The 19,912-nt window shown below is 59.8% G+C and carries 17 protein-coding genes; 9 read left to right on the top strand and 8 right to left on the bottom strand.

The genetic code is table 11. The annotated features are described in order from the left end of the window. The first annotated feature begins 12 nt into the window (after window positions 1-12). The 3 genes from C1896_16760 to C1896_16770 all read left to right on the top strand — a co-directional run bounded on the left by C1896_16760 (window position 13) and on the right by C1896_16770 (window position 6,175). Window positions 13-1,638: a methyl-accepting chemotaxis protein gene (locus tag C1896_16760; GenBank protein ID AZZ46417.1), complete on the top strand. Its 1,626-nt coding sequence runs from the start codon at window positions 13-15 to the stop codon at window positions 1,636-1,638. A 290-nt stretch (window positions 1,639-1,928) separates the two neighbouring features. Then, window positions 1,929-3,095, top strand: coding sequence for an efflux transporter periplasmic adaptor subunit (locus C1896_16765; protein AZZ46418.1), 1,167 nt, complete (start codon window positions 1,929-1,931; stop codon window positions 3,093-3,095). A gap of 32 nt (window positions 3,096-3,127) precedes the next feature. After that, a complete protein-coding gene (locus C1896_16770; GenBank protein ID AZZ46419.1) occupies window positions 3,128-6,175 on the top strand; it encodes a multidrug efflux protein in 3,048 nt (1,015 codons plus the stop codon). A 52-nt stretch (window positions 6,176-6,227) separates the two neighbouring features. Here the strand turns inward: C1896_16770 and C1896_16775 are convergent, their stop codons facing one another. The 5 genes from C1896_16775 to C1896_16795 all read right to left on the bottom strand — a co-directional run bounded on the left by C1896_16775 (window position 6,228) and on the right by C1896_16795 (window position 10,213). Then, window positions 6,228-6,458 (bottom strand): hypothetical protein, encoded by a 231-nt coding sequence (locus C1896_16775; GenBank protein ID AZZ46420.1) that lies wholly within the window; start codon window positions 6,456-6,458, stop codon window positions 6,228-6,230. Between the two features lie 209 nt (window positions 6,459-6,667). Further along, a complete protein-coding gene (gene groL, locus C1896_16780; GenBank protein ID AZZ46421.1) occupies window positions 6,668-8,317 on the bottom strand; it encodes a chaperonin GroEL in 1,650 nt (549 codons plus the stop codon). Between the two features lie 57 nt (window positions 8,318-8,374). Continuing rightward, a complete protein-coding gene (locus C1896_16785; GenBank protein ID AZZ46422.1) occupies window positions 8,375-8,668 on the bottom strand; it encodes a co-chaperone GroES in 294 nt (97 codons plus the stop codon). 249 nt (window positions 8,669-8,917) lie between these two features. Continuing rightward, complete coding sequence (locus C1896_16790; protein ID AZZ46423.1) at window positions 8,918-9,382, bottom strand: membrane protein FxsA; 465 nt, start codon at window positions 9,380-9,382, stop codon at window positions 8,918-8,920. A 126-nt stretch (window positions 9,383-9,508) separates the two neighbouring features. Continuing rightward, the gene (locus tag C1896_16795) at window positions 9,509-10,213 is read right to left on the bottom strand and encodes a heme iron utilization protein (GenBank protein AZZ46424.1); all 705 of its coding nucleotides are present in this window, start codon (window positions 10,211-10,213) and stop codon (window positions 9,509-9,511) included. A gap of 100 nt (window positions 10,214-10,313) precedes the next feature. Here C1896_16795 and fabG point away from each other — a divergent pair, with 100 nt between their 5' ends. Beyond that, window positions 10,314-11,072, top strand: a complete 759-nt coding sequence (fabG, locus tag C1896_16800; protein AZZ46425.1) for a KR domain-containing protein — start codon at window positions 10,314-10,316, stop codon at window positions 11,070-11,072. A 56-nt stretch (window positions 11,073-11,128) separates the two neighbouring features. Here fabG and C1896_16805 read toward each other — a convergent pair whose 3' ends face one another. Next, window positions 11,129-12,145, bottom strand: a complete 1,017-nt coding sequence (locus C1896_16805) for a DUF481 domain-containing protein (protein AZZ46426.1) — start codon at window positions 12,143-12,145, stop codon at window positions 11,129-11,131. 128 nt (window positions 12,146-12,273) lie between these two features. Between C1896_16805 and C1896_16810 the strand changes: the two genes are divergently transcribed. Together C1896_16810 and C1896_16815 are read left to right on the top strand one after the other, a co-directional pair. Continuing rightward, a complete protein-coding gene (locus tag C1896_16810; GenBank protein ID AZZ46427.1) occupies window positions 12,274-12,645 on the top strand; it encodes a DNA base-flipping protein YbaZ in 372 nt (123 codons plus the stop codon). A 36-nt stretch (window positions 12,646-12,681) separates the two neighbouring features. Beyond that, window positions 12,682-14,382, top strand: a complete 1,701-nt coding sequence (locus C1896_16815; GenBank protein AZZ46428.1) for an AmpG family muropeptide MFS transporter — start codon at window positions 12,682-12,684, stop codon at window positions 14,380-14,382. A gap of 49 nt (window positions 14,383-14,431) precedes the next feature. Here the strand turns inward: C1896_16815 and C1896_16820 are convergent, their stop codons facing one another. Beyond that, a complete protein-coding gene (locus C1896_16820) occupies window positions 14,432-15,256 on the bottom strand; it encodes a mechanosensitive ion channel protein MscS (GenBank protein AZZ46429.1) in 825 nt (274 codons plus the stop codon). Between the two features lie 86 nt (window positions 15,257-15,342). Continuing rightward, window positions 15,343-15,822, bottom strand: a complete 480-nt coding sequence (locus tag C1896_16825) for a YajQ family cyclic di-GMP-binding protein (protein AZZ46430.1) — start codon at window positions 15,820-15,822, stop codon at window positions 15,343-15,345. 143 nt (window positions 15,823-15,965) lie between these two features. Here C1896_16825 and C1896_16830 point away from each other — a divergent pair, with 143 nt between their 5' ends. Genes C1896_16830 through C1896_16840 form a run of 3 tightly spaced genes read left to right on the top strand, consistent with a single transcriptional unit; the run spans window position 15,966 to window position 19,906 of the window. Then, entirely contained in the window at window positions 15,966-16,931 is a 966-nt protein-coding gene (locus C1896_16830; GenBank protein AZZ46431.1) for a response regulator, read from the top strand. Then, window positions 16,931-17,848, top strand: coding sequence for a 2-dehydropantoate 2-reductase (locus tag C1896_16835; protein AZZ46432.1), 918 nt, complete (start codon window positions 16,931-16,933; stop codon window positions 17,846-17,848). Before C1896_16830 ends, C1896_16835 begins: the two co-directional genes overlap by 1 nt. 42 nt (window positions 17,849-17,890) lie before the next feature. After that, window positions 17,891-19,906 carry a PAS domain-containing sensor histidine kinase gene (locus C1896_16840; protein AZZ46433.1) on the top strand — a complete coding sequence of 672 codons (2,016 nt, stop codon included), beginning with the start codon at window positions 17,891-17,893 and terminating at the stop codon, window positions 19,904-19,906. Window positions 19,907-19,912: the final 6 nt, after the last annotated feature.

Consider the following 19,912-nt stretch of genomic DNA (forward strand, 5'->3'; position numbering starts at 1 on the left):
GAGAACGCCCAGATGTTCCTGAAAAAATCCCTGCGTGCCCAGCTGCTCGCGCTGATAGGCGGAAGCTTGTTGTTGATGCTGGCCATCGCGCTCGCCAGCTTTTCGTTTCTCTCCGATGACATCGGGGCGTATCAGCGTCTTCTCAAAGGACCGATCGAAGCCTCACGCCTCATTGATCAATCCAACCTCGAGTTCAAAGTGCAGGTTCAGGAGTGGAAGAACGTATTGCTGCGCGGTAAGTCTCCGGAAAACCTGGCCAAATACTGGCAGAGTTTCGAGGAACAGGAACGCAAGGTACAGACGCTGCTTGGCACCCTGATACAGCAAAGCCAGGGCGACCCGGCATTGGCGGGCCAGATCAAAAGCCTGCGTGACGAACACCTGAAGCTTGGCACGGCCTATCGCGCGGGACGCGATGCATTCATCGCTGCCGGCGCGGATCCGGCTGCAGGCGACGCGGCTGTCAAAGGCATCGACCGTGACACCAGCGAGCAGCTCAGCGCACTGGTCGCACAACTACGTGATTCGGCCCTCGGCAGCTCGGAAACTATCAGCGAAGCGGCAGACCGGACCATCACTGTTGGGGCCCTGATCATGCTTGCCGCTGGCGTGCTGATCGGCCTGTTCAGTGCCTGGCTGGTCAATCGCAACCTGATCAATCCGATCCGCCATCTGATCGATCATGTTGCCAATCTCAGCAAGGGCAACTTCAAAGAGCGTGTGGACACCAGCCGAGCTGATGAACTGGGTCGTCTTGCGGTTGCCGCCAACGTGCTACGCGACTTCCTCGCCGATACCTTCACCCGTTTGCAGCGCAGCACATCAGATTTGGACACCGCCAGCGGGGAGCTCAACGCGATTGCGGCCCTGATGGGCCAAGGCACCCGCGAGCAGTTTTCCCGAACCGATCAGGTCGCCACAGCGATGCACGAGATGTCTGCCACCGCGCAAGAGGTCGCACGCCATGCTGCCGACGCTGCGCACGCCGCAGACGCTGCCGACCAATCAGCGCAACAAGGCGAGGCCATGATGCGCTCGACGATCGAGACGATCACCCATATGCGTGGCGAGATCAGCAATACCGCCACCGTGATCCGTCGGCTGGAAGCCGACAGCGGTCGCATCGGCAAGGTGCTGGAAGTGATCCGCGGCATTGCCGACCAGACTAACCTGCTCGCGCTGAACGCAGCCATCGAAGCCGCCCGTGCCGGCGATGCAGGCCGCGGCTTCGCCGTGGTAGCGGATGAGGTGCGTACGTTGGCCAAGCGTACCGCCGACTCCACAGCGGAAATCCACCAAATCATCGACACCGTACAGACGGGGGCGGTGAATGCCGTGCGGGCAATCGAAAGTGGCCAGAGCCGCAGCGATGAAGGCGTCGAACAGGTCACCGAAGCGGGCGGCATGTTGCAGCGCATCACGTTGGAAGTGGAAGCGATTCGCGACATGAACCGTCAGATCGCGACCGCTGCGGAAGAGCAGACATCCGTCGCAGAGGACATCTCACGCAACCTCACAGAGATTACCGCCATCGCCACAGCCAATCAGGACAATGTTGAGCGCACCGAGAAGGCCAGCCAGGATCTACATGGGCTGTCCGCTCAGCTCAGCGAAGTCACTCACCGCCTGGCGGGCTGATTGCCAATTCAACGGAAAGGCCCTGCCCATCCGGGGCCAGGTGGAATCTGGTCGACAGGCATCTAGGGTCCCAGGGGCGCCGTTAGCGTCCCTTCCCTTACCCTCAGACGAAGCCTGATATCTCGCTTTACTTGCACCCACTTCACGGCTAACTTCCATTCTCCTTCTGCTCCAGGGCTGAAGCGCCATGGCGGCGAATAGCTGCACCTGGCCGTGGCTCGCGTGTTCAATAGAGCTGCGTCGCTTCATAGCCATGGTCAGCCGGCTCATTACTCCAAGGAATACGGAAAATGTTGCGCCGCATGCTGCTGATGCTTGGCGCGGTGATCGTCGTGGTATTGATCCTTGCCGCCCTCAAATTCAACTCGATCTACTCACAGATTCAGCAATTCAAGGCGCCGAAGCCGCCGATCAATGTCGAGGTCGTTACCTCCAGCAAGCAGCCCTGGCAGAGCCGTCTACCGGCCATCGGCACGCTTAGCGCATCGCAGGGCATCGACCTTTCGGTGGAGATCGCCGGCACCATCAGCGATGTGCAGTTCCGCTCGGGTGAAAAAGTGCGGCAGGGTCAGCCCATAGTCCTGCTCGACAGCGAGATCGAGCAGGCGAGCCTGGCAGCTGCAGAAGCGGACCTGCATCTGGCAAAGGTGGAATTCCAGCGTGCACGCAGTCTGATCGACGGACAGGCCATATCACGCAGTGAGTTTGATCGGCTCAACGCCCAGTCGCAGAAAGCCGCCGCTACGGTCGCCCAGCTGAAGGCCAGCCTGGCGAAAAAGCGCATTCTTGCGCCCTTCTCCGGGACCATTGGGATTCGTCAGGTTGACGTCGGTGACTTCGTTGCCGCCGGCACGCCGATTGCCACCCTGCAGGACCTTTCGACGCTGTTCGTCGATTTCTACCTGGCCGAACAGCAGGTGCCATTGCTCGCCATTGGGCAAGCCGTGCGCATCCAGGTCGCCGCGTTTCCCGGCGAGCAGTTCGAGGCACGAATCGTCGCGTTGAATCCCAAGGTGGAAGTCTCCACCCGTAACGTGCAGGTGCGGGCGGAGCTGGATAACCCCGACGAACGCCTGCTGCCAGGAATGTTCGCCGATCTGCAGGTGCTGCTGCCCAGCGAGGCGCCACGGGTCGTGGTACCGGAAACTGCCCTCACCTACACCCTGTACGGCAATTCGGTTCTCGTCGTGAAGGCCGGTGAAGCGCCTAGACCCGAGGAAGGAGCTGAAGACGCCACCGAGGCTCCCGAGCGCGACGAGCCCTATCTGGTCGTGGAGCGCCGTTTCGTCGAGACCGGCGAACGCCGTGACGGCCGCGTCGTGATCCTCGAAGGTCTGGAGCCTGGTGAACAGGTTGTTATCGCCGGTCAGCTCAAGCTGGACAACGGCGCTCATGTCGCCATCGCCGAGCAGCGCACGCTCGAACTCGAGCCAGACAGCGCGTCGGACGACCGCTGACTGAGGCACTGACTACAGGGACATAGATCGCCATGGCTTTTACCGACCCGTTCATACGCCGTCCCGTGCTGGCCAGCGTGATCAGCCTGCTGATCGTGCTGCTTGGCCTACAGGCTTTCAATAGCCTGGTGATTCGCCAATATCCGCAGATGGAAAGTGCGCTGATCACGGTGACCACCGCCTATCCGGGCGCCAACGCGGAAACCATCCAAGGCTACATTACCCAACCGCTGCAGCAGAGCCTGGCCAGCGCCGAAGGCGTGGACTACATGACCTCGGTCAGCCAGCAGAACGTATCGATCATCTCGGTTTACGCGCGCATCGGTGCCGATACCGACCGGCTCTACACGGAGTTGCTCAGCCAGGCCAATTCGGTGAAAAACCAGTTGCCGCAGAACGCCGAAGACCCAGTGTTGAACAAGCAAGCCGCTGATTCCACGGCGCTCATGTACATCAGTTTCTACAGCGAACAACTGAGCAACCCGCAGATTACCGACTACCTGTCGCGCGTCATCCAGCCGAAGCTGGCCACCCTCCCCGGCATGGCCGAGGCAGAGATCCTCGGCAATCAGGTATTCGCCATGCGCCTCTGGCTGGACCCGGTGAAGCTCGCCGCCTACGGACTCTCGGCGGGGGACGTGAACGAGGCCGTGCGCAAGTACAACTTCCTCTCGGCGGCCGGCGAGGTGAAGGGGCAGTACGTTGTCACCAGCATCAACGCTGATACCGAACTGAAGACCCCGGAGGCCTTCGCCGCCATTCCGCTGAAGACCCAGGGCGACAGCCGCGTGCTGCTCGGAGATGTGGCGCGGGTCGAAATGGGTGCTGAAAGCTACAACGCTATCAGCTCGTTCGACGGCATTCCGTCGGTCTATATCGGCGTCAAGGGCACCCCGAGCGCCAACCCGCTGGATGTGATCAGCGAAGTACGCGCCGTCATGCCGGAGATCGAGTCGCAGCTACCACCCGGCCTAAAGGTCACCATCGCCTACGACGCCACCCGCTTCATCCAGGCGTCAATCGACGAAGTGGTAAAAACCCTCGCCGAGGCCGTGGTGATCGTGATCGTCGTAGTGTTCCTGTTCCTCGGCTCGCTGCGCTCGGTGCTGATCCCGGTGGTCACCATTCCGTTGTCGATGATCGGTGTGATGTTCTTCATGCAGACCATGGGCTACTCGATCAATCTGCTGACGTTGCTGGCCATGGTGCTAGCGATCGGCCTGGTGGTCGACGATGCCATCGTGGTGGTGGAGAACATCCATCGGCACATCGAAGACGGCAAGACCCCGTTTCAGGCAGCGATCGACGGCGCGCGGGAGATCGCCATGCCGGTCGTCACCATGACCATCACCCTAGCGGCGGTCTATGCACCTATCGGTTTTCTTCAAGGCGTGACGGGCGCGCTGTTTCAGGAGTTCGCGCTGACGCTGGCTGGAGCGGTACTGATCTCCGGCGTGGTGGCGCTGACGTTATCGCCGATGATGTGCTCTCGCCTGCTGCGTCATGAAGAGAACCCGACTGGGCTGGCCCATCGGTTGGACCTGATCTTTGACCGGTTGAAAGTTCGCTATCAACGGGCGCTGCACGGCACCTTGGACACCCGGCCGGTGGTGTTGGTGTTTGCGCTGATCGTCCTCGGTCTGATTCCCGCCCTGCTCACTTTTACTGAAAGCGAGCTGGCGCCCGAAGAGGACCAGGGCATCATCTTCATGATGGCCAGCGCGCCGCAGACGGCCAACCTCGACTACCTCAACGCCTACACCGATCAGTTCCTGACCATCTTCAAAACGTTTCCCGAGTACTACTCCTGGTTTCAGATCAACGGCTTCAACGGCGTCCAAAGCGGCATCGGGGGCTTCCTGATGACGCCCTGGGACGAGCGAGAGCGGACGCAGATGGAGGTGCTGCCCGAGGTTCAGGCGCAAATCGACAAGATCCCCGGCTTGCAGGTCTTCGGCTTCAATCTGCCTTCCCTGCCCGGTACCGGCGAAGGCCTGCCGTTCCAGTTCGTGATCAATACGGCATCCGATTACGAGTCGCTGCTGCAGGTGACCGAGCGCATCAAGGAGAAAGCCCAGGCCTCGGGCAAGTTCGCCTTTCTCGACGTGGACCTGGCATTCGACAAGCCTGAGATCGTCGTCGATATCGACCGCGAAAAGGCTGCCCAGATGGGCGTGACGATGGAAGACCTCGGCATGACCCTGGCGACACTGCTTGGCGAAAGCGAGATAAACCGCTTCACCATCGAAGGCCGCAGTTACAAGGTGATCGCGCAGGTCGAACAGGCCTACCGAGACAACCCAGGCTGGCTGAGCAACTATTACGTGAAGAACGATCAGGGCGAGATGCTGCCCTTGTCCACACTCATCACTGTCAGCGACCGTGCCCGCCCCACTCAGCTGAGCCAGTTCCAGCAGCTCAATGCCGCAACCATCCAGGGCTTTCCGATCGTCAGCATGGGCGAGGCCATCGAGACGTTGCGCAGCATCGCTCGCGAAGAGGCGCCGCAGGGGTTCACCTTCGATTACGCCGGAGCCTCGCGCCAGTACATCCAGGAAGGCAACGCCCTGTATATGACCTTTGCACTCGCCTTGGCCATCATCTTTCTGGTCCTGGCGGCGCAATTCGAGAGCTTCCGCGATCCGCTGGTCATCCTTGTTACGGTGCCACTTTCCATCTGTGGAGCGCTGGTTCCCCTGTTTCTCGGCCTGTCGAGCATGAACATCTATACCCAGGTCGGACTTGTGACGCTGATCGGATTGATCAGCAAACACGGGATCATGATCGTCGAGTTCGCCAATCAGCTGCGTCGTGAACAAGGGCTAAACCGCCGAGAGGCTGTGGAGGAAGCCGCAGCGATACGTTTGCGACCGGTCCTGATGACCACTGCCGCGACAGTATTCGGCATGGTTCCGCTGATCCTGGCCAGCGGTGCCGGTGCGGTGAGTCGCTTCGATATAGGAATGGTGATCGCCACGGGCATGACCGTGGGCACCTTGTTCACGCTATTCGTGCTACCAGCCGTCTATACGGTGCTGGCAAGCCCTGAGCGTGCCGGTAACGCGGCGACGGTAGATTAACCGTCGATAGTGTCAGTCAACGCCACAGGGGCAACGTAGAGGTGGAATCGACTCAACTGCGCCCTACAAGGCTCTGCGACAGCCCGTACATGAACAGCAGCAAATCCTGATCAGGTTGGGTGTTCTGTATCTCTGCGCGAGCAATACGCGGCACCGCACAGTGGCTGCTCTGGTCGCTTTGGGCAACAACTCTGGCATCCGGTTCGCTCCATGCCGCCGCACACAATGATGCGACGCCGAGCGAGCCGGCTAGGAATACTCCTCGAGCAATTTCAAGTTTCATTGCGCAAGCCTTTGTTATTTGGTGAATCGAGAAAGTCACCATAGACGACGTACTGCCAACGCGCCTGAAAAAAAGACAAATGGATCAAATTTCTTAAAGAGGCCACAGGAGCCGAGGCGACTGCATACACCACGGTCGGATCAACCGAAACGACGGGCATAAAAAAGCCCCGCACTAGGCGGGGCTTTCTACAGCGGCAGCCGGGTGGCTTACATCATGCCGCCCATACCGCCCATACCACCCATGCCGCCCATGTCCGGCATGCCACCAGCAGCCTTGTCATCAGCCACTTCAGCAATCATCGCTTCAGTGGTGATCATCAGGCTGGCGATGGAAGCCGCGGCCTGCAGAGCAGAACGGGTTACCTTGGCCGGATCGAGAATACCCATCTCGATCATGTCGCCGTACTCGTCGGTCGCAGCGTTGTAACCGTAGTTACCGCTGCCCTGCTTGACCTTGTCGACCACAACGCTTGGCTCGCCACCGGAGTTGGCAACGATCTGGCGCAGCGGCGCTTCGACAGCGCGACGCAGCAGGGTGATGCCCACGTCCTGATCGGCGTTTTCGCCCTTCAGCTCGGAGATCGCCTGCAGAGCACGGACCAGAGCGACACCGCCGCCAGGGACCACGCCCTCTTCAACGGCAGCACGGGTTGCGTGCAGCGCGTCTTCGACACGGGCCTTCTTCTCTTTCATTTCGACTTCGGTACCGGCACCGACCTTGATCACGGCAACACCGCCAGCCAGCTTGGCCAGACGCTCTTGCAGCTTCTCTTTGTCGTAGTCGGAAGTGGTGTCTTCAACCTGCTTGCGGATCTGCGCAACGCGGGCTTCGATGTCGACCTGCTGACCAGCACCATCAATGATGGTGGTGTTTTCTTTGTTCAGCACAACGCGCTTGGCATTACCCAGGTGCTCCAGGGTAGCGGTTTCCAGGCTCAGGCCGACTTCTTCGGAAATCACGGTACCACCGGTCAGGATGGCGAGATCCTGCAGCATGGCCTTGCGACGATCGCCGAAGCCAGGTGCCTTGACCGCAGCAACCTTGACGATGCCGCGCATGTTGTTCACGACCAGAGTCGCAAGGGCTTCGCCTTCGACGTCTTCGGCAACGATCAGCAGCGGACGACCGGCCTTGGCAACGCCTTCCAGCACCGGCAGCAGTTCGCGGATGTTGGAGATCTTCTTGTCGACCAGCAGCAGCATCGGGCTGTCAAGCTCGGCCACCATGGTGTCCGGCTTGTTGATGAAGTACGGAGACAGGTAACCACGGTCGAACTGCATGCCTTCTACGACGGACAGTTCGTTTTCGAGGCCCGAGCCTTCTTCAACAGTGATAACGCCTTCTTTACCGACTTTTTCCATGGCTTCGGCGATGATCGCGCCGATGGAGCTGTCGGAGTTGGCGGAGATGGTGCCAACCTGAGCGATGGCCTTGAAGTCAGCGCATGGCTTGGACTGGTTCTTCAGCTCAGCAACGATGGCGATGGTCGCCTTGTCGATGCCGCGCTTCAGATCCATCGGGTTCATGCCGGCAGCGACAGCCTTCAGGCCTTCGTTGACGATCGACTGAGCCAGAACGGTAGCAGTGGTGGTGCCGTCGCCCGCGTCATCGTTGGCACGGGAAGCAACGTCCTTGACCAGCTGCGCGCCCATGTTTTCGAAACGGTCTTTCAGCTCGATTTCCTTGGCAACGGAAACGCCATCCTTGGTGATGGTCGGAGCGCCGAAGCTCTTCTCGATGACGACGTTACGGCCTTTCGGGCCGAGGGTCGCTTTTACCGCGTCAGCCAGGACGTTGACGCCAACCAGCATCTTCTTGCGAGCGGAGTCGCCGAACTTAACTTCTTTAGCAGCCATGTTGATTCTTCCTCAAATTCTGTTGATGGAACGCAGTTCGCTATAAGCGAGCGCTGATCAGGCTTCGACGACGGCGAGAATTTCGTTCTCGCTCATCACCAGCAGGTCTTCACCGTCAACCTTGACGGTGTTGCTGCCGGAGTAAGGGCCGAATACGACCTGATCGCCAACCTTGACGGCCAGCTGACGGACTTCGCCGTTGTCCAGAACGCGGCCAGTGCCTACAGCGACGATTTCGCCACGGTTTGGCTTCTCGGCAGCGGAGCCCGGCAGCACGATGCCGCCTGCGGTCTTGGTTTCTTCTTCGCTGCGACGAATTACGACGCGGTCATGCAGAGGACGAAGCTTCATTGTCGATCTCTCCTAGTACAGTGGTTTCCATGCCGATGCATTCTCATCGGCGGGTTGGCAAATCCGGCGGTGCCGGTTGCGGCCCGCAATGCGAGCCGCAGAAGACGGACTGTCAAAATGCGACAGCGACCTTGCGGTGACCGCTACATGCGGGCGTCAAAAATGATTTCAAGGGCGGGACGATGATTTTTTGCATTTACAGAAGATAAAAAGGCATGCCGTGGCATGCCTTTCTGGAGCGGATGCGACCTACTTGTCGCGACGCTCCCACTCCCCCTCGATGACGTTAGGCCGCTGTGGCCCGTCGCGGTGTTCCTGCTGCTGGCGCAGATCGTCGGCAAAGGCTCGGCGACGCTGAGCCTGCGCCTCGACACGCCGCCCGACAAAGCCGAGGAACAGTTTGCGCGTCGGTGGAAACAGCACCAGCAGTGCGACGACATCGCTGAGAAATCCGGGCAGGAACAACAACCCCCCGGCAAGAGCCATCATCAAGCCCTGGAGCATTTCCCGTTCCGGCAACTCACCGCGAGCCAACCGCTCGCGTGCACGCCAGGCGGTGGCAAATCCGGCCAGACGCATCAGCAGGATGCCGGCCATGCCGCTGATGATCAGCAGGAGAATGGTGGGCAACACGCCGATGGAGCTGCCGACCTTGATCAGCAACGCCAGCTCGGCCAGCGGAAACAGGAGAAACAGCAGTAAGAATATTCGCATCGATAATCCTTGGCGGAAGAACGGCTTCCGATTTCGTGTAGATGACGGCGGGCTGCAGCGAATTCAACCCATCCGCCAGATAGGCTGTAACCGGATTATTCTTCGCTGCGCTTACGCGAGTATTAATCAGCGACGAGCCATCGCCACCAGTGCCTGTCGCACGGCGCCTGGGCTGGTACAGCTATCCGGAAATGCCAACCAGTGAATGGCCTGACCGATGCTCAGGTGAAAGCCTTCGCTATCGATTCCAATCATGCGCGCCTCCGGGGCAGACGGCAGGCCTGCCTGGTGAACGTAGTGAGCAATCGCCGAGCTGTGGTCCCGATTCATGTGGTCAAGCATGTCGACCTCGCCACCGCTTGCGCGTGCAAACGGATTAGCCAATGCCACCTGATCCAGCCAATGGATCGCGCCGAAGCCGCCGATGTAGCGCCAGCGCACCGGCTGCAACGTCCAGAAGTCAAAGTCGTGGACGCGGTGGTAATCGCGCGATTCCGGGAAATAACGGTAATAGCGTTCGGCCGCGGCGCCGACCGCTGCTTCGTCCGTGAGCGGCACCGCCTCGGCCATCAGGGTGAGCCGGCCGGTTGCCTGCACATCCTCGGCGCCACGTTCGGCGACCAGCAGAGAGCAGCGCGGGTCTGCCTGCAGATTCTTCGTATGCTGGGCGATCCGACTGATCAAGATCATCGGCCAGCCTTCTTCGTTCAAGCAGTAAGGGACCGCTGAGCCAAAGGGAAATCCGGGCATGGCCTTGGAGTGAGTCGAGAGCACGCCGCGGTATTCCTTGAGCAGGAGTTGTCGGGCATGCTTGGCGGCTTGAACGCTCACGGGTGTTCCTCAACAGGGACGATTCGGCAGGGCATCAGCATAACGGTTTCGTCAGCGGACGTCGTTTACCGACGTCGGCAGGCATAGATAGGAGATAGGCATGCAGCTGAAAGACAAGGTCATCATTATCACCGGCGGTGGCCAAGGGCTCGGACGCGCAATGGGCGAGTACCTTGCCAGCAAAGGCGCCCGCCTGGCGCTGGTCGACCTTAATCAGGATCGGCTGGATGAAGCCGTGGCAGCCTGCAAGCACGCTGGCGGTGACGCACGCGCCTACCTGTGCAATGTGGCCAACGAAGAGCAGGTTAGCCACATGGTGAGCCAGGTCAGCGACGACTTTGGTGGCCTGGACGGCTTGGTCAACAACGCCGGCATACTCCGCGATGGGCTCACCATAAAACTCAAGGACGGCGAACTGTCGAAGATGAGCCTGGCGCAGTGGCAGGCGGTGATCGACGTCAACCTCACCGGCGTATTTCTCTGCACCCGCGAGGTCGCCGCGAAGATGGTTGAGCTGAAGCGCCAGGGCGCGATCGTCAACATTTCCTCGATATCCCGTGCCGGCAACATGGGCCAGGCGAACTACTCGGCCGCCAAGGCCGGCGTGGCGGCAGATACCGTGGTGTGGGCGAAGGAGCTGGCTCGCTACGGCATCCGTGTCGCCGGTGTTGCACCCGGCTTCATCGAAACCGAAATGGTCGCGAGCATGAAACCCGAAGCGCTGGAGAAAATGACTGCCGGGATTCCGCTGAAGCGTCTGGGCAAACCGCAGGAGATTGCCCACTCGGTGGCCTACATATTCGAGAACGACTACTACACCGGACGCATCCTGGAGCTCGACGGAGGCTTGCGGCTGTAGAACACCAGAAACGAAACCGGGCGCACTGAGGCGCCCGGTCGATCACGCTATATGCCTTACCAGCCCACACCGAATCCGATGCTGTAGCGGGTTTCGTCCATATCGTTCTCCGCACCGCTGACGATGTCCTTCTCGGCCTTCATGTTGAGCGACGCCCAGTCGGTCACTTTGTAACGCAGCCCCATTTCAGCGTCGAATTGATAGTCGGCGACATTTTCCAGTGGCTTGCCGATTTCACCGTTACTGAATATCTCGAAGGTCTTGCCCACCAGATAACGGTTGTAATTCCACTTCATCGCCAGCGAGTAAAACTGCTCCGTGTTGCCGTTGGCGAACTCGTAGTCACTGCGGTTGGCCAGCGAAGCCAGCGAGAACGCGCCCAGCTCGTTGTCCCAGAACTGGTAACCCGGACCTGTACCCACAGTGCGCTGACGCCGAACGTCCTCGATCTTGTCACGCTTGTATTCCAAGCGGCCCTGCCAGAACCAGTGCTCGTCGAGGAAGCGGTCCAGCGCGTACTCGGCCTCCCAGTTATCGGTGGCAGTTACACCGTCGCGGTACTCCCGGTTGTAGGCGCCGGAACCGTTGTGACGCCACAGGCCATGGCGCGCAGAGGTTTTGAGCGAGATGTCATAGTCATCCGTATCAGTTTCGGCACGTTTGTAGTCCAGCGCTACGTCAACGTTACCCTTCCAGGTCAAGTCCTGAATGAGTGGCTTCGGATGGATGATCTGGGTGATCGACTTGAGCGGGACCGTACGCGGCGCGCCGCCATTACTCAGTGTGACCATGCCGTCATCGGCCGCTTGTAGTGATTTCGCGACCTCGCCAGAGGCATCGCCCTCCTTGACTAGCAACTGCTGATTGCTTTCCAGTGTCGCGACCTGGCTCCATTTCACCGGAATGGAGCCACCGTACTCGGTTTCGATAAGCAGCTTGCCGCCATCGAGCACGCTGATCTTGCCGGTCAGCCGATCGCCATTCTTCAGCCACACGGTGTCGGCAAATGTCGGCAGAGAAAGCGTCGAAAGGGTTACGCAAAGCAAGGTTCGTGAGAGCGGTCGGGAGAACATAGGCAAGAGGGCGTCTGCGGGTATAAGAGAAAGGCAGGCATTATCCTTATACGCCCCAAGACAACAAGCGCTGGCCGCCAAACGGAGCCTCGAATCATCCCAGCCTCAATCACTAATGGAGCCTTTGCATGACGCGCCAGCCCTCTGATGCAGCGCACAGCGATCCGCGCACCGGTGACGCCGAAACCCGACGTGCCGCGCTATATCTGGCATTGGCGCAGATTCCCGAAGGCAAGGTCACCAGCTATGGCGAACTTGCCGCTGTCGCCGGGCTGGGCCGTGCCGCACGTTGGGTCGGGCGGGTCCTGTCACAGTTGCCTGACGATACGCGCCTGCCCTGGCACCGGGTGATGGGCGCAGGCGGTCGCCTGAGCCTGGCCGCCGGAACCGTCTCCGGCGAGGAGCAACGTGCCCGACTTCGCGCCGAGGGTGTGCAAGTGATCAACGACCGCGTCGACATACGTCGGCACGGCTGGCATTCGGCGGAGCACAGCGGGTAGAGTGCGCGCTTCATGTTCTGTCCCTGATTTGCCTTTATGTCCCGTGAAACCTGGCGCGCCGCGCTAGCCGCCTATGCCAGTCCAGCCTCACTGACTCTGCTGATCCTTGGCTTCGCTGCCGGGCTTCCTGCGATCCTGGTTTTTTCCACGCTTTCTGTATGGTTGCGCGAGGCGGGTGTGTCTCGCGAGACCATCGGCTTTGCCAGCTGGATCAGCCTCGCGTACGCGTTCAAATGGGTTTGGTCGCCGATGCTCGACCAATGGCGATTGCCCTGGATTGGCGGCTTGGGCCGGCGGCGCTCGTGGCTGGTGCTGTCGCAGGCGGTCATCGCGATCGGCCTGATCGGCATGGCCATGTGCAATCCGCAACAGAACCTGACCATGTTGATCGCACTGGCCGTGGCGGTGGCGTTCGCCTCGGCCACGCAAGACATCGCCATTGATGCCTATCGGCTGGAAATCGCCGAGGACAAATTGCAGGCCACACTGGCCGCGAGCTACATGACCGGTTATCGCGTCGCCATGCTGTTGGCCAGCGCCGGGGCGCTGTTTTTGGCTGAGTGGCTGGGCTCTAGCAACGTCGAATACAACCAGGCCGCCTGGGCCACGACCTATATCGCCTTCGCTCTCCTCATCCTGCCGGGCCTTGTCACCAGCCTGTTGATTCCCGAACCCCAATGCACCGCGCCGCTGCCTCATGGGCCGTCCAGATTCAGCTTCAACCATCAGATGGCTGCGGTCGGCCTGCTGTTGGTGCTGCTGATTTCCGTTCCCGCGATGATCAACGCATTGATCGCCCAGGCCTGGCCACGTGCAACGCTGTATTTGCTGTTCATCATCGGTTCGCTGTCACCTTGGGGACGGTCGCTGATGGTTCCGGTGCGCCAGATGCTTCAACAGGCTGGTCAGCGCCAGCGCCCGGCACGCTTCGATTTTGTCCACCAGGCCGTATCGGTGATCGTCCTGATCATCCTCATGGTTTCTACAACGGGCATGTTCCAGTCCTACTGGGGCGGCTACTGGCCACGCGGCACCATGTATCTGCTGATTTGCTGGGGCTGCCTCTCCGGACCGGGGCGGATTCTGATGGGGCCGGTGCTGACGCCCATCACCGACTTCATCCTGCGCTATCGTTGGCAGGCGCTGTTACTGCTCGGACTGATCGCCACCTACCGGATGTCCGATACGGTAATGGGCGTTATGGCGAATGTCTTTTATATCGACCAAGGCTTTAGCAAGGATCAGATCGCCAGCGTCAGCAAGCTTTTTGGTTTAATCATGACCCTGCTTGGCGCTGCGTTTGGCGGTTTGCTGATCGTGCGTTTCAGCATCTTGCCGATTCTGTTCATTGGCGGTGCGGCATCGGCCGCAACCAATCTCATGTTCATGTTGCTGGTGGAAATGGGCGCCAACCTCAACATGCTGATCGTCACCATCTCCTGCGACAACTTCAGCGGCGGCCTGGCCTCAACCGCATTCGTTGCTTATCTTTCGAGCCTGACCAATCTGAAGTTCTCTGCGACCCAGTACGCCCTGCTCAGCTCGTTGATGTTGCTATTGCCAAGGCTATTGGGCGGCTACTCGGGCGTGATGGTCGAGCATCTCGGTTACAGCAACTTCTTTCTTGTGACTGCGTTGCTCGGCATTCCGACACTGGTACTGATTGTCTGGCAATGGACACGCAGTCGCCCGCAATCCACCGGCGGAGAGCCGATATCCTCGACTGAACATAGCTAACGAAAAAAAGCCGGCTACTGCCGGCTTTTTTCATCTTGCAGAACAGGTCTTAACGCTGGACCAGGTGTACCACCCGCTGCGGGAATGGAATACCGATTCCGGCTGCGTCGAAGCGCTCCTTGACCAACTCAGTAAAGCCGAAGGTTACCGGCCAGAAGTCACCGGTGGCGACCCATACCCGCAGCGACAGATTCACCGAACTGTCGGCCAGTGCGACCACATGAACCACCGGTTCAGGATCGCGCAGCACACGCTCGTCTTCAGCAATCTCCAGCAGGATCTTGCGCGCCAGTTTGATGTCGGCGCCGTAGTCGATACCGATATTGATGTCCGCGCGACGACGCGGCTCGCGGGAATAATTGGTGATATGGCCATTCGAAAGGCTGCCGTTGGGCACCACGATGGTTTTGTTATCGGCAGACTTGAGGACGGTGTGGAAGATCTGTATCGAGTGCACAGTCCCGGATACGCCCTGAGCTTCAATCCACTCACCGACGCGGATGGGTCGGAAGATCAGAATCAGCACGCCGCCAGCGAAGTTGCCCAGGCTGCCCTGCAACGCCAGGCCAATCGCAAGGCCGGCTGCACCGATTACAGCGATAAATGAGGTGGTCTCGACGCCGATCATCGACGCAACGCTGATCAGCAAAAGTCCCTTGAGGATGACGCTCGCCAGGCTCTCGATAAAGCCATGCAGCGAAGCGTCGAACTGGCGGCGCTTCAATACGCCACCCAAATTCCCGACGAGCTTGTTGATCAGCCACCAACCGATGAGGAAGGTGAAAAGCGCCAGCGTAACTTGTGCGCCGTATTGAACGACCACAGGCAACCAGGCCTCGGAAAGCTCGCCCAGGTAATCGACACTGAAATCCATTGAAAAAGAATCTCCTTGGGACACCGAGCGCCCGGACTAGGGCCGCTCGGCAAATGCGGGAAGTGGCACGAACGTGCGCGGGGTGATTAATCGCGGAAGTTATTGAATTGCAGCGGCATTTCAAAATCCTTGGCGCGCAGCAGGGCGATCGCTTCCTGCAGGTCGTCGCGTTTCTTGCCGGTTACACGCACCTGCTCACCCTGAATGGCCGCCTGCACCTTGAGCTTGGCCTCCTTGATGTACGCTACGATCTTCTTAGCCAGTTCCTTGTCGATACCCTCGCGCAGCACCACCTCCTGCTTGACGGTCTTGCCGGATGGATAGGGATCCTTCAGCTCCAGACACTGGATATCGATCTTGCGTTTGACCAGGCTCAACTTGAGGATTTCCAACATCTGCTCCAATTGGAAATCTGCGTCGGCGGTCAGATTGATGGTCAGTTCCTTGAATTCGAAACTGCCTTTGCCACGCAGGTCATAGCGCCGGTCAAGTTCCTTGACAGCGTTATCTACCGCGTTGGTTACTTCGTGTTTGTCCAGTTCGGACACCACGTCGAACGAGGGCATGGGCTTCCTCCTGTGGAAACGGCGCAAGGGTGTGACCCAACGCGCTTAGCTTGACGGTTCAAATGCGCCATCATTATAACTGTTCGCGCTGCTCAGGCCTTTCCATTCCCTGTTGCAGCCCCTCTCCTTCTCCGAGTCCCTGAATGCCCAACCCCCAACTCAGCATCCTGGTGGTCGACGACGCCAAGTTCTCCAGCGTGATGATAGGTCGCGCACTCAGCAAGGCCGGGTACGAAGACATTCGTTTCGCCAACAGTGCCAGCGCGGCGTTGGAGCTGATTGAACAACGCCCCGCCAATGTTCTCCTTGCTGATTGGCTGATGCCGGAAATGGATGGCCTGGAGCTGACCGCTCAGGTCCGCCAGCAGGACGAGATGTCTGATCATTACACCTACATCATTCTCCTGACCGGCCGCGACGGCCAAGACGTGCTGAGCAAGGCCTTCGATCACGGCGTGGATGATTTCATCGGCAAGTCGGTGATGAACGACCAGCTCGTGCCCAGGGTGTTTGCCGCCGATCGACTGTGCGGCTCACTGCAGCGGCTAATGCGCGAAAACCGTCTATTGACCGAAAACATCGCCAGTCTGGAAAAGCGCAACCTGATCGACCCGATCACCGGGCTCGGAAACAGTCGTTACCTGCATCAGCGCCTTGGCGACAGCTTGCGCCAGATCGAAAGCCGCGGCGGTGCGCTGTGCTTTCTGCTGATAGGCTTGCCGGAGGTTCCCAGCCAGCGGGAACGCTACGGTGAACAGTTTCATCAGGACCTGCTGCGAGGTATCGCGAGACGTCTCCAGCAACTGGTACGCCCGCTCGACGTCCTCACCCGCCTGGATGATCGCCATTTCGGCGTGCTGACGCTGATTGAGGACTTGCGCGCGTGCGCTCCGAGCAGTTTCAAGCGGCTGCATGAAGGACTCAACCTCAAGGCGTTCAAGACCGACGAGGGCTTCATTTCAATCAAGGCCGGTATAGCGATGATCAGCCTCGATGCAAGCGCGCTGCCGGTCGATCCCAAGCGGGTCATCGCAGAGGCTGGATCGTTATTACCTGACGCATACGCCACGGGACGTATCGTGCCCATGCGGTACAAGCAGCCCGCCTGATGGCTGGCACCTGGCACGTACTGGGTGCCGGCAGCCTGGGCGGGTTGTGGGCGACGCGCCTGTTTCGCGCCGGCGTGCCGCTGCGCATCATCTTGCGTAATCCTCAACGGCTTGCCGAGTACGACGCCGCGGGAGGGCTTACGCTGATCGAGAATGGTGCGAGCCGTGTCTATCCAATACCGGCAGAGCTACCAGGGGCTACGACACCGATAGAACGGCTACTGGTCGCCTGCAAAGCCTATGACGCAGAAGCCGCCGTCGCGGAACTAGCGCCGCGACTTGCCAAACAGTCGGAAATCCTCCTGTTGCAAAACGGCCTGGGCAGCCAGCAGGCCATTGCGACACGTTGGCCGGAGAGCCGCTGCATTTTCGTTTCCAGCACCGAAGGCGCTTACCGTCAGGCCGACTTTCGAGTCGTGCATGCCGGTCGGGGCCAGAACTGGCTCGGCGATCCGGTCAATCATCAAGCGCCGCCCTGGCTTGCCGAGCTGGACATGGCGGAGATTCCGTACGTCTGGGCGGACGACATCATGGCCAAACTCTGGCGAAAGCTGGCGATAAACTGCGCCATCAACCCGCTTAGCGTGCTGAACGATTGCCGTAACGGCGAATTACTGAATCAGCCCGAGGCGCTGCACCGACTCTGCAGCGAGCTCAGCGAGGTGCTGCGGGCGTGCGGCCAGTGCGCGGCCGCCGATGGGCTCGAGGCGGAAGTGTTGCGCATCATCGAGGCGACCGCGCAAAACTATTCATCGATGTATCAGGACGTGGGGAGCGGGCGCCGAACCGAAGTCGGCTTTCTGCTTGGGCAGGCTTGCCGGGCCGCGCGTCAGCATGGTCTCGCAACACCCGAGCTGAACGAACTGCTCAAGCGACTCCAGACGCTCCTGCGCTGTCACGGATTGCCCGCCGACTGAGCCACCGCTACCCTGCAGAAACACCCTTCGCCCGTGCCTACCATGACCCTGCGCCAGCGCCTTGAAAATCTTCCGGTCGGCCGCAAGCTGCTGATCGCTTTGCTCGTGCTGCTGGCAGCCTTGCTGCTGGTCTCCAACCTCACGTTTATCAGCGCGGCCTATTGGATATCGCGGCAGAGCGTGGCGCCCCAGGCGATGCATACCCTCGGCGAGCTGTTCGCAACTCCCGAGCTGAGTGATCGCGCCCTGGAATCCAAAGCGGCTGCTGACGAGCTGCTGGGGAAGCTGAACGAATATGCGCCGCTGCGGGCGGCTGTGGTCTATGACCGCACGGGGCGCAGCCTGGCTGAACTGTACCGTGGCGATCGGCTGGACTTACCGCAGCAGGTGAGCGACTTGCCGGAGTGGCAAAAGAGCGAGATGCGTGCCAATCTGTTGATCGAGCTGCCACAGGCCGCGGGGCCACCAGGTCATCTATTGATGGTCGCCAGCAGCGAACTGCCAGGCGCGTTTTACACGGGCACCTTGACCGCCAGCCTCGCCATCCTGCTCGCCAGCCTGCTGCTATGGGCGCTGGTGGCACGGCAGATTCGTCGTCTGATCACCCGGCCGATCCGCGACCTGGAAGCCCTGTCCCGCCAGGTGACCCGAGAAGAAGACTATTCCCTCAGGGCGACACCGAAAAACCGGGACGAGATCGGCCACTTGGCCGATGCTTTCAACACCATGCTGTCGCGCATGGAGGCTCGCGAGCAGCAGCTCAAGCGTGCCCGAGACGATGCCCAGGAAGCCTTCGATCACGCCCAAGGCCTGGCAGAGGAGACCCGTCATTCCAACCGCAAGCTCGAGCTCGAAGTCCAGGTTCGCAGCAAGATCGAAAAGAAACTCACTGGCTTCCAGAACTACCTGAACAGCATCATCGACTCGATGCCCTCGGTGCTCATTGCGCTCGATGAGCAACTCTACGTGACCCAGTGGAATCAACAGGCCAGTGTGCTATCCGGAACGACAATCGATGACGCCTTGAACCAACCCGTTTTCATCGCCTTCGAGCCGCTAAGGCCGTTCCTGACTCAGATCCGTCGTACATCCGAGCATCATCAGGTCGAGAAGATCGAACGTGTCACCTGGGCTTTCAATGGTGAGCCTCGGCATTATGCATTGACGCTCTACCCCCTGATGGGCGGTGGCGGTCGGGGCGTGGTGATCCGCATCGACGACATTACCGAGCGGATCAACATGGAAGAAATCATGGTGCAGTCGGAAAAGATGCTCTCGGTAGGCAGCCTTGCCGCAGGTATGGCGCACGAGATCAACAACCCCCTCGGCGCCATCCTGCACAACGCACAGAACATCCGCCGGCGGCTATCGCCTGAGCTTGAGCGGAACCGTGACGTCGCTCTGGATACTGGGGTCTCGCTGGAGGCCGTCAACCTGTACCTGCAGCAAAGGGAGATCCCGCAACTGCTCGACGGTATTCAGCAAGCCGGATCGCGAGCGGCCAAGATCGTCAGCCACATGTTGAGTTTCAGTCGCCTGAGCAACCGGCAACTGGCGGAGTGCCCGCTGGCCGTGCTTATTGACCAGGCGTTGGAGATTGCCGGCAACGACTTTGCACTGATGGACGGTTTCGACTTCCGATCTATTGAAATTCTCCGAGACTTCGATCCCCAGGTGGACCGCGTCCCCTGTATCGCCAACGAGCTCGAACAGGTGCTGCTGAACTTGCTGAAAAACGCCGCCCAGGCTATCCATCAGAGACCGGAGCGAAGCCGCGGGCAGATTATCCTGCGCACACGGCTGAACCCGCCTTGGTGTGAAATCCAGGTCGAAGACAATGGCAGCGGAATTCCTGAACATATCCGCAAGCGAATCTTCGAGCCCTTTTTCACTACCAAGGAGGTGGGCCAGGGAACCGGGCTGGGTCTTTCCGTTTCGTATTTCATCATCACCAACAATCACAAGGGCCAGATGGAAGTGCAGAGCAGGCCGGACCAGGGCACCTGCTTTACGCTGCGCCTGCCGCTGTCATCCGCTACTGAACCCAACAACAGCTGAATCAAG

It is taken from the genome of Pseudomonadaceae bacterium SI-3, from assembly GCA_004010935.1.
In the GTDB taxonomy this organism is placed as follows: domain Bacteria; phylum Pseudomonadota; class Gammaproteobacteria; order Pseudomonadales; family Pseudomonadaceae; genus Stutzerimonas.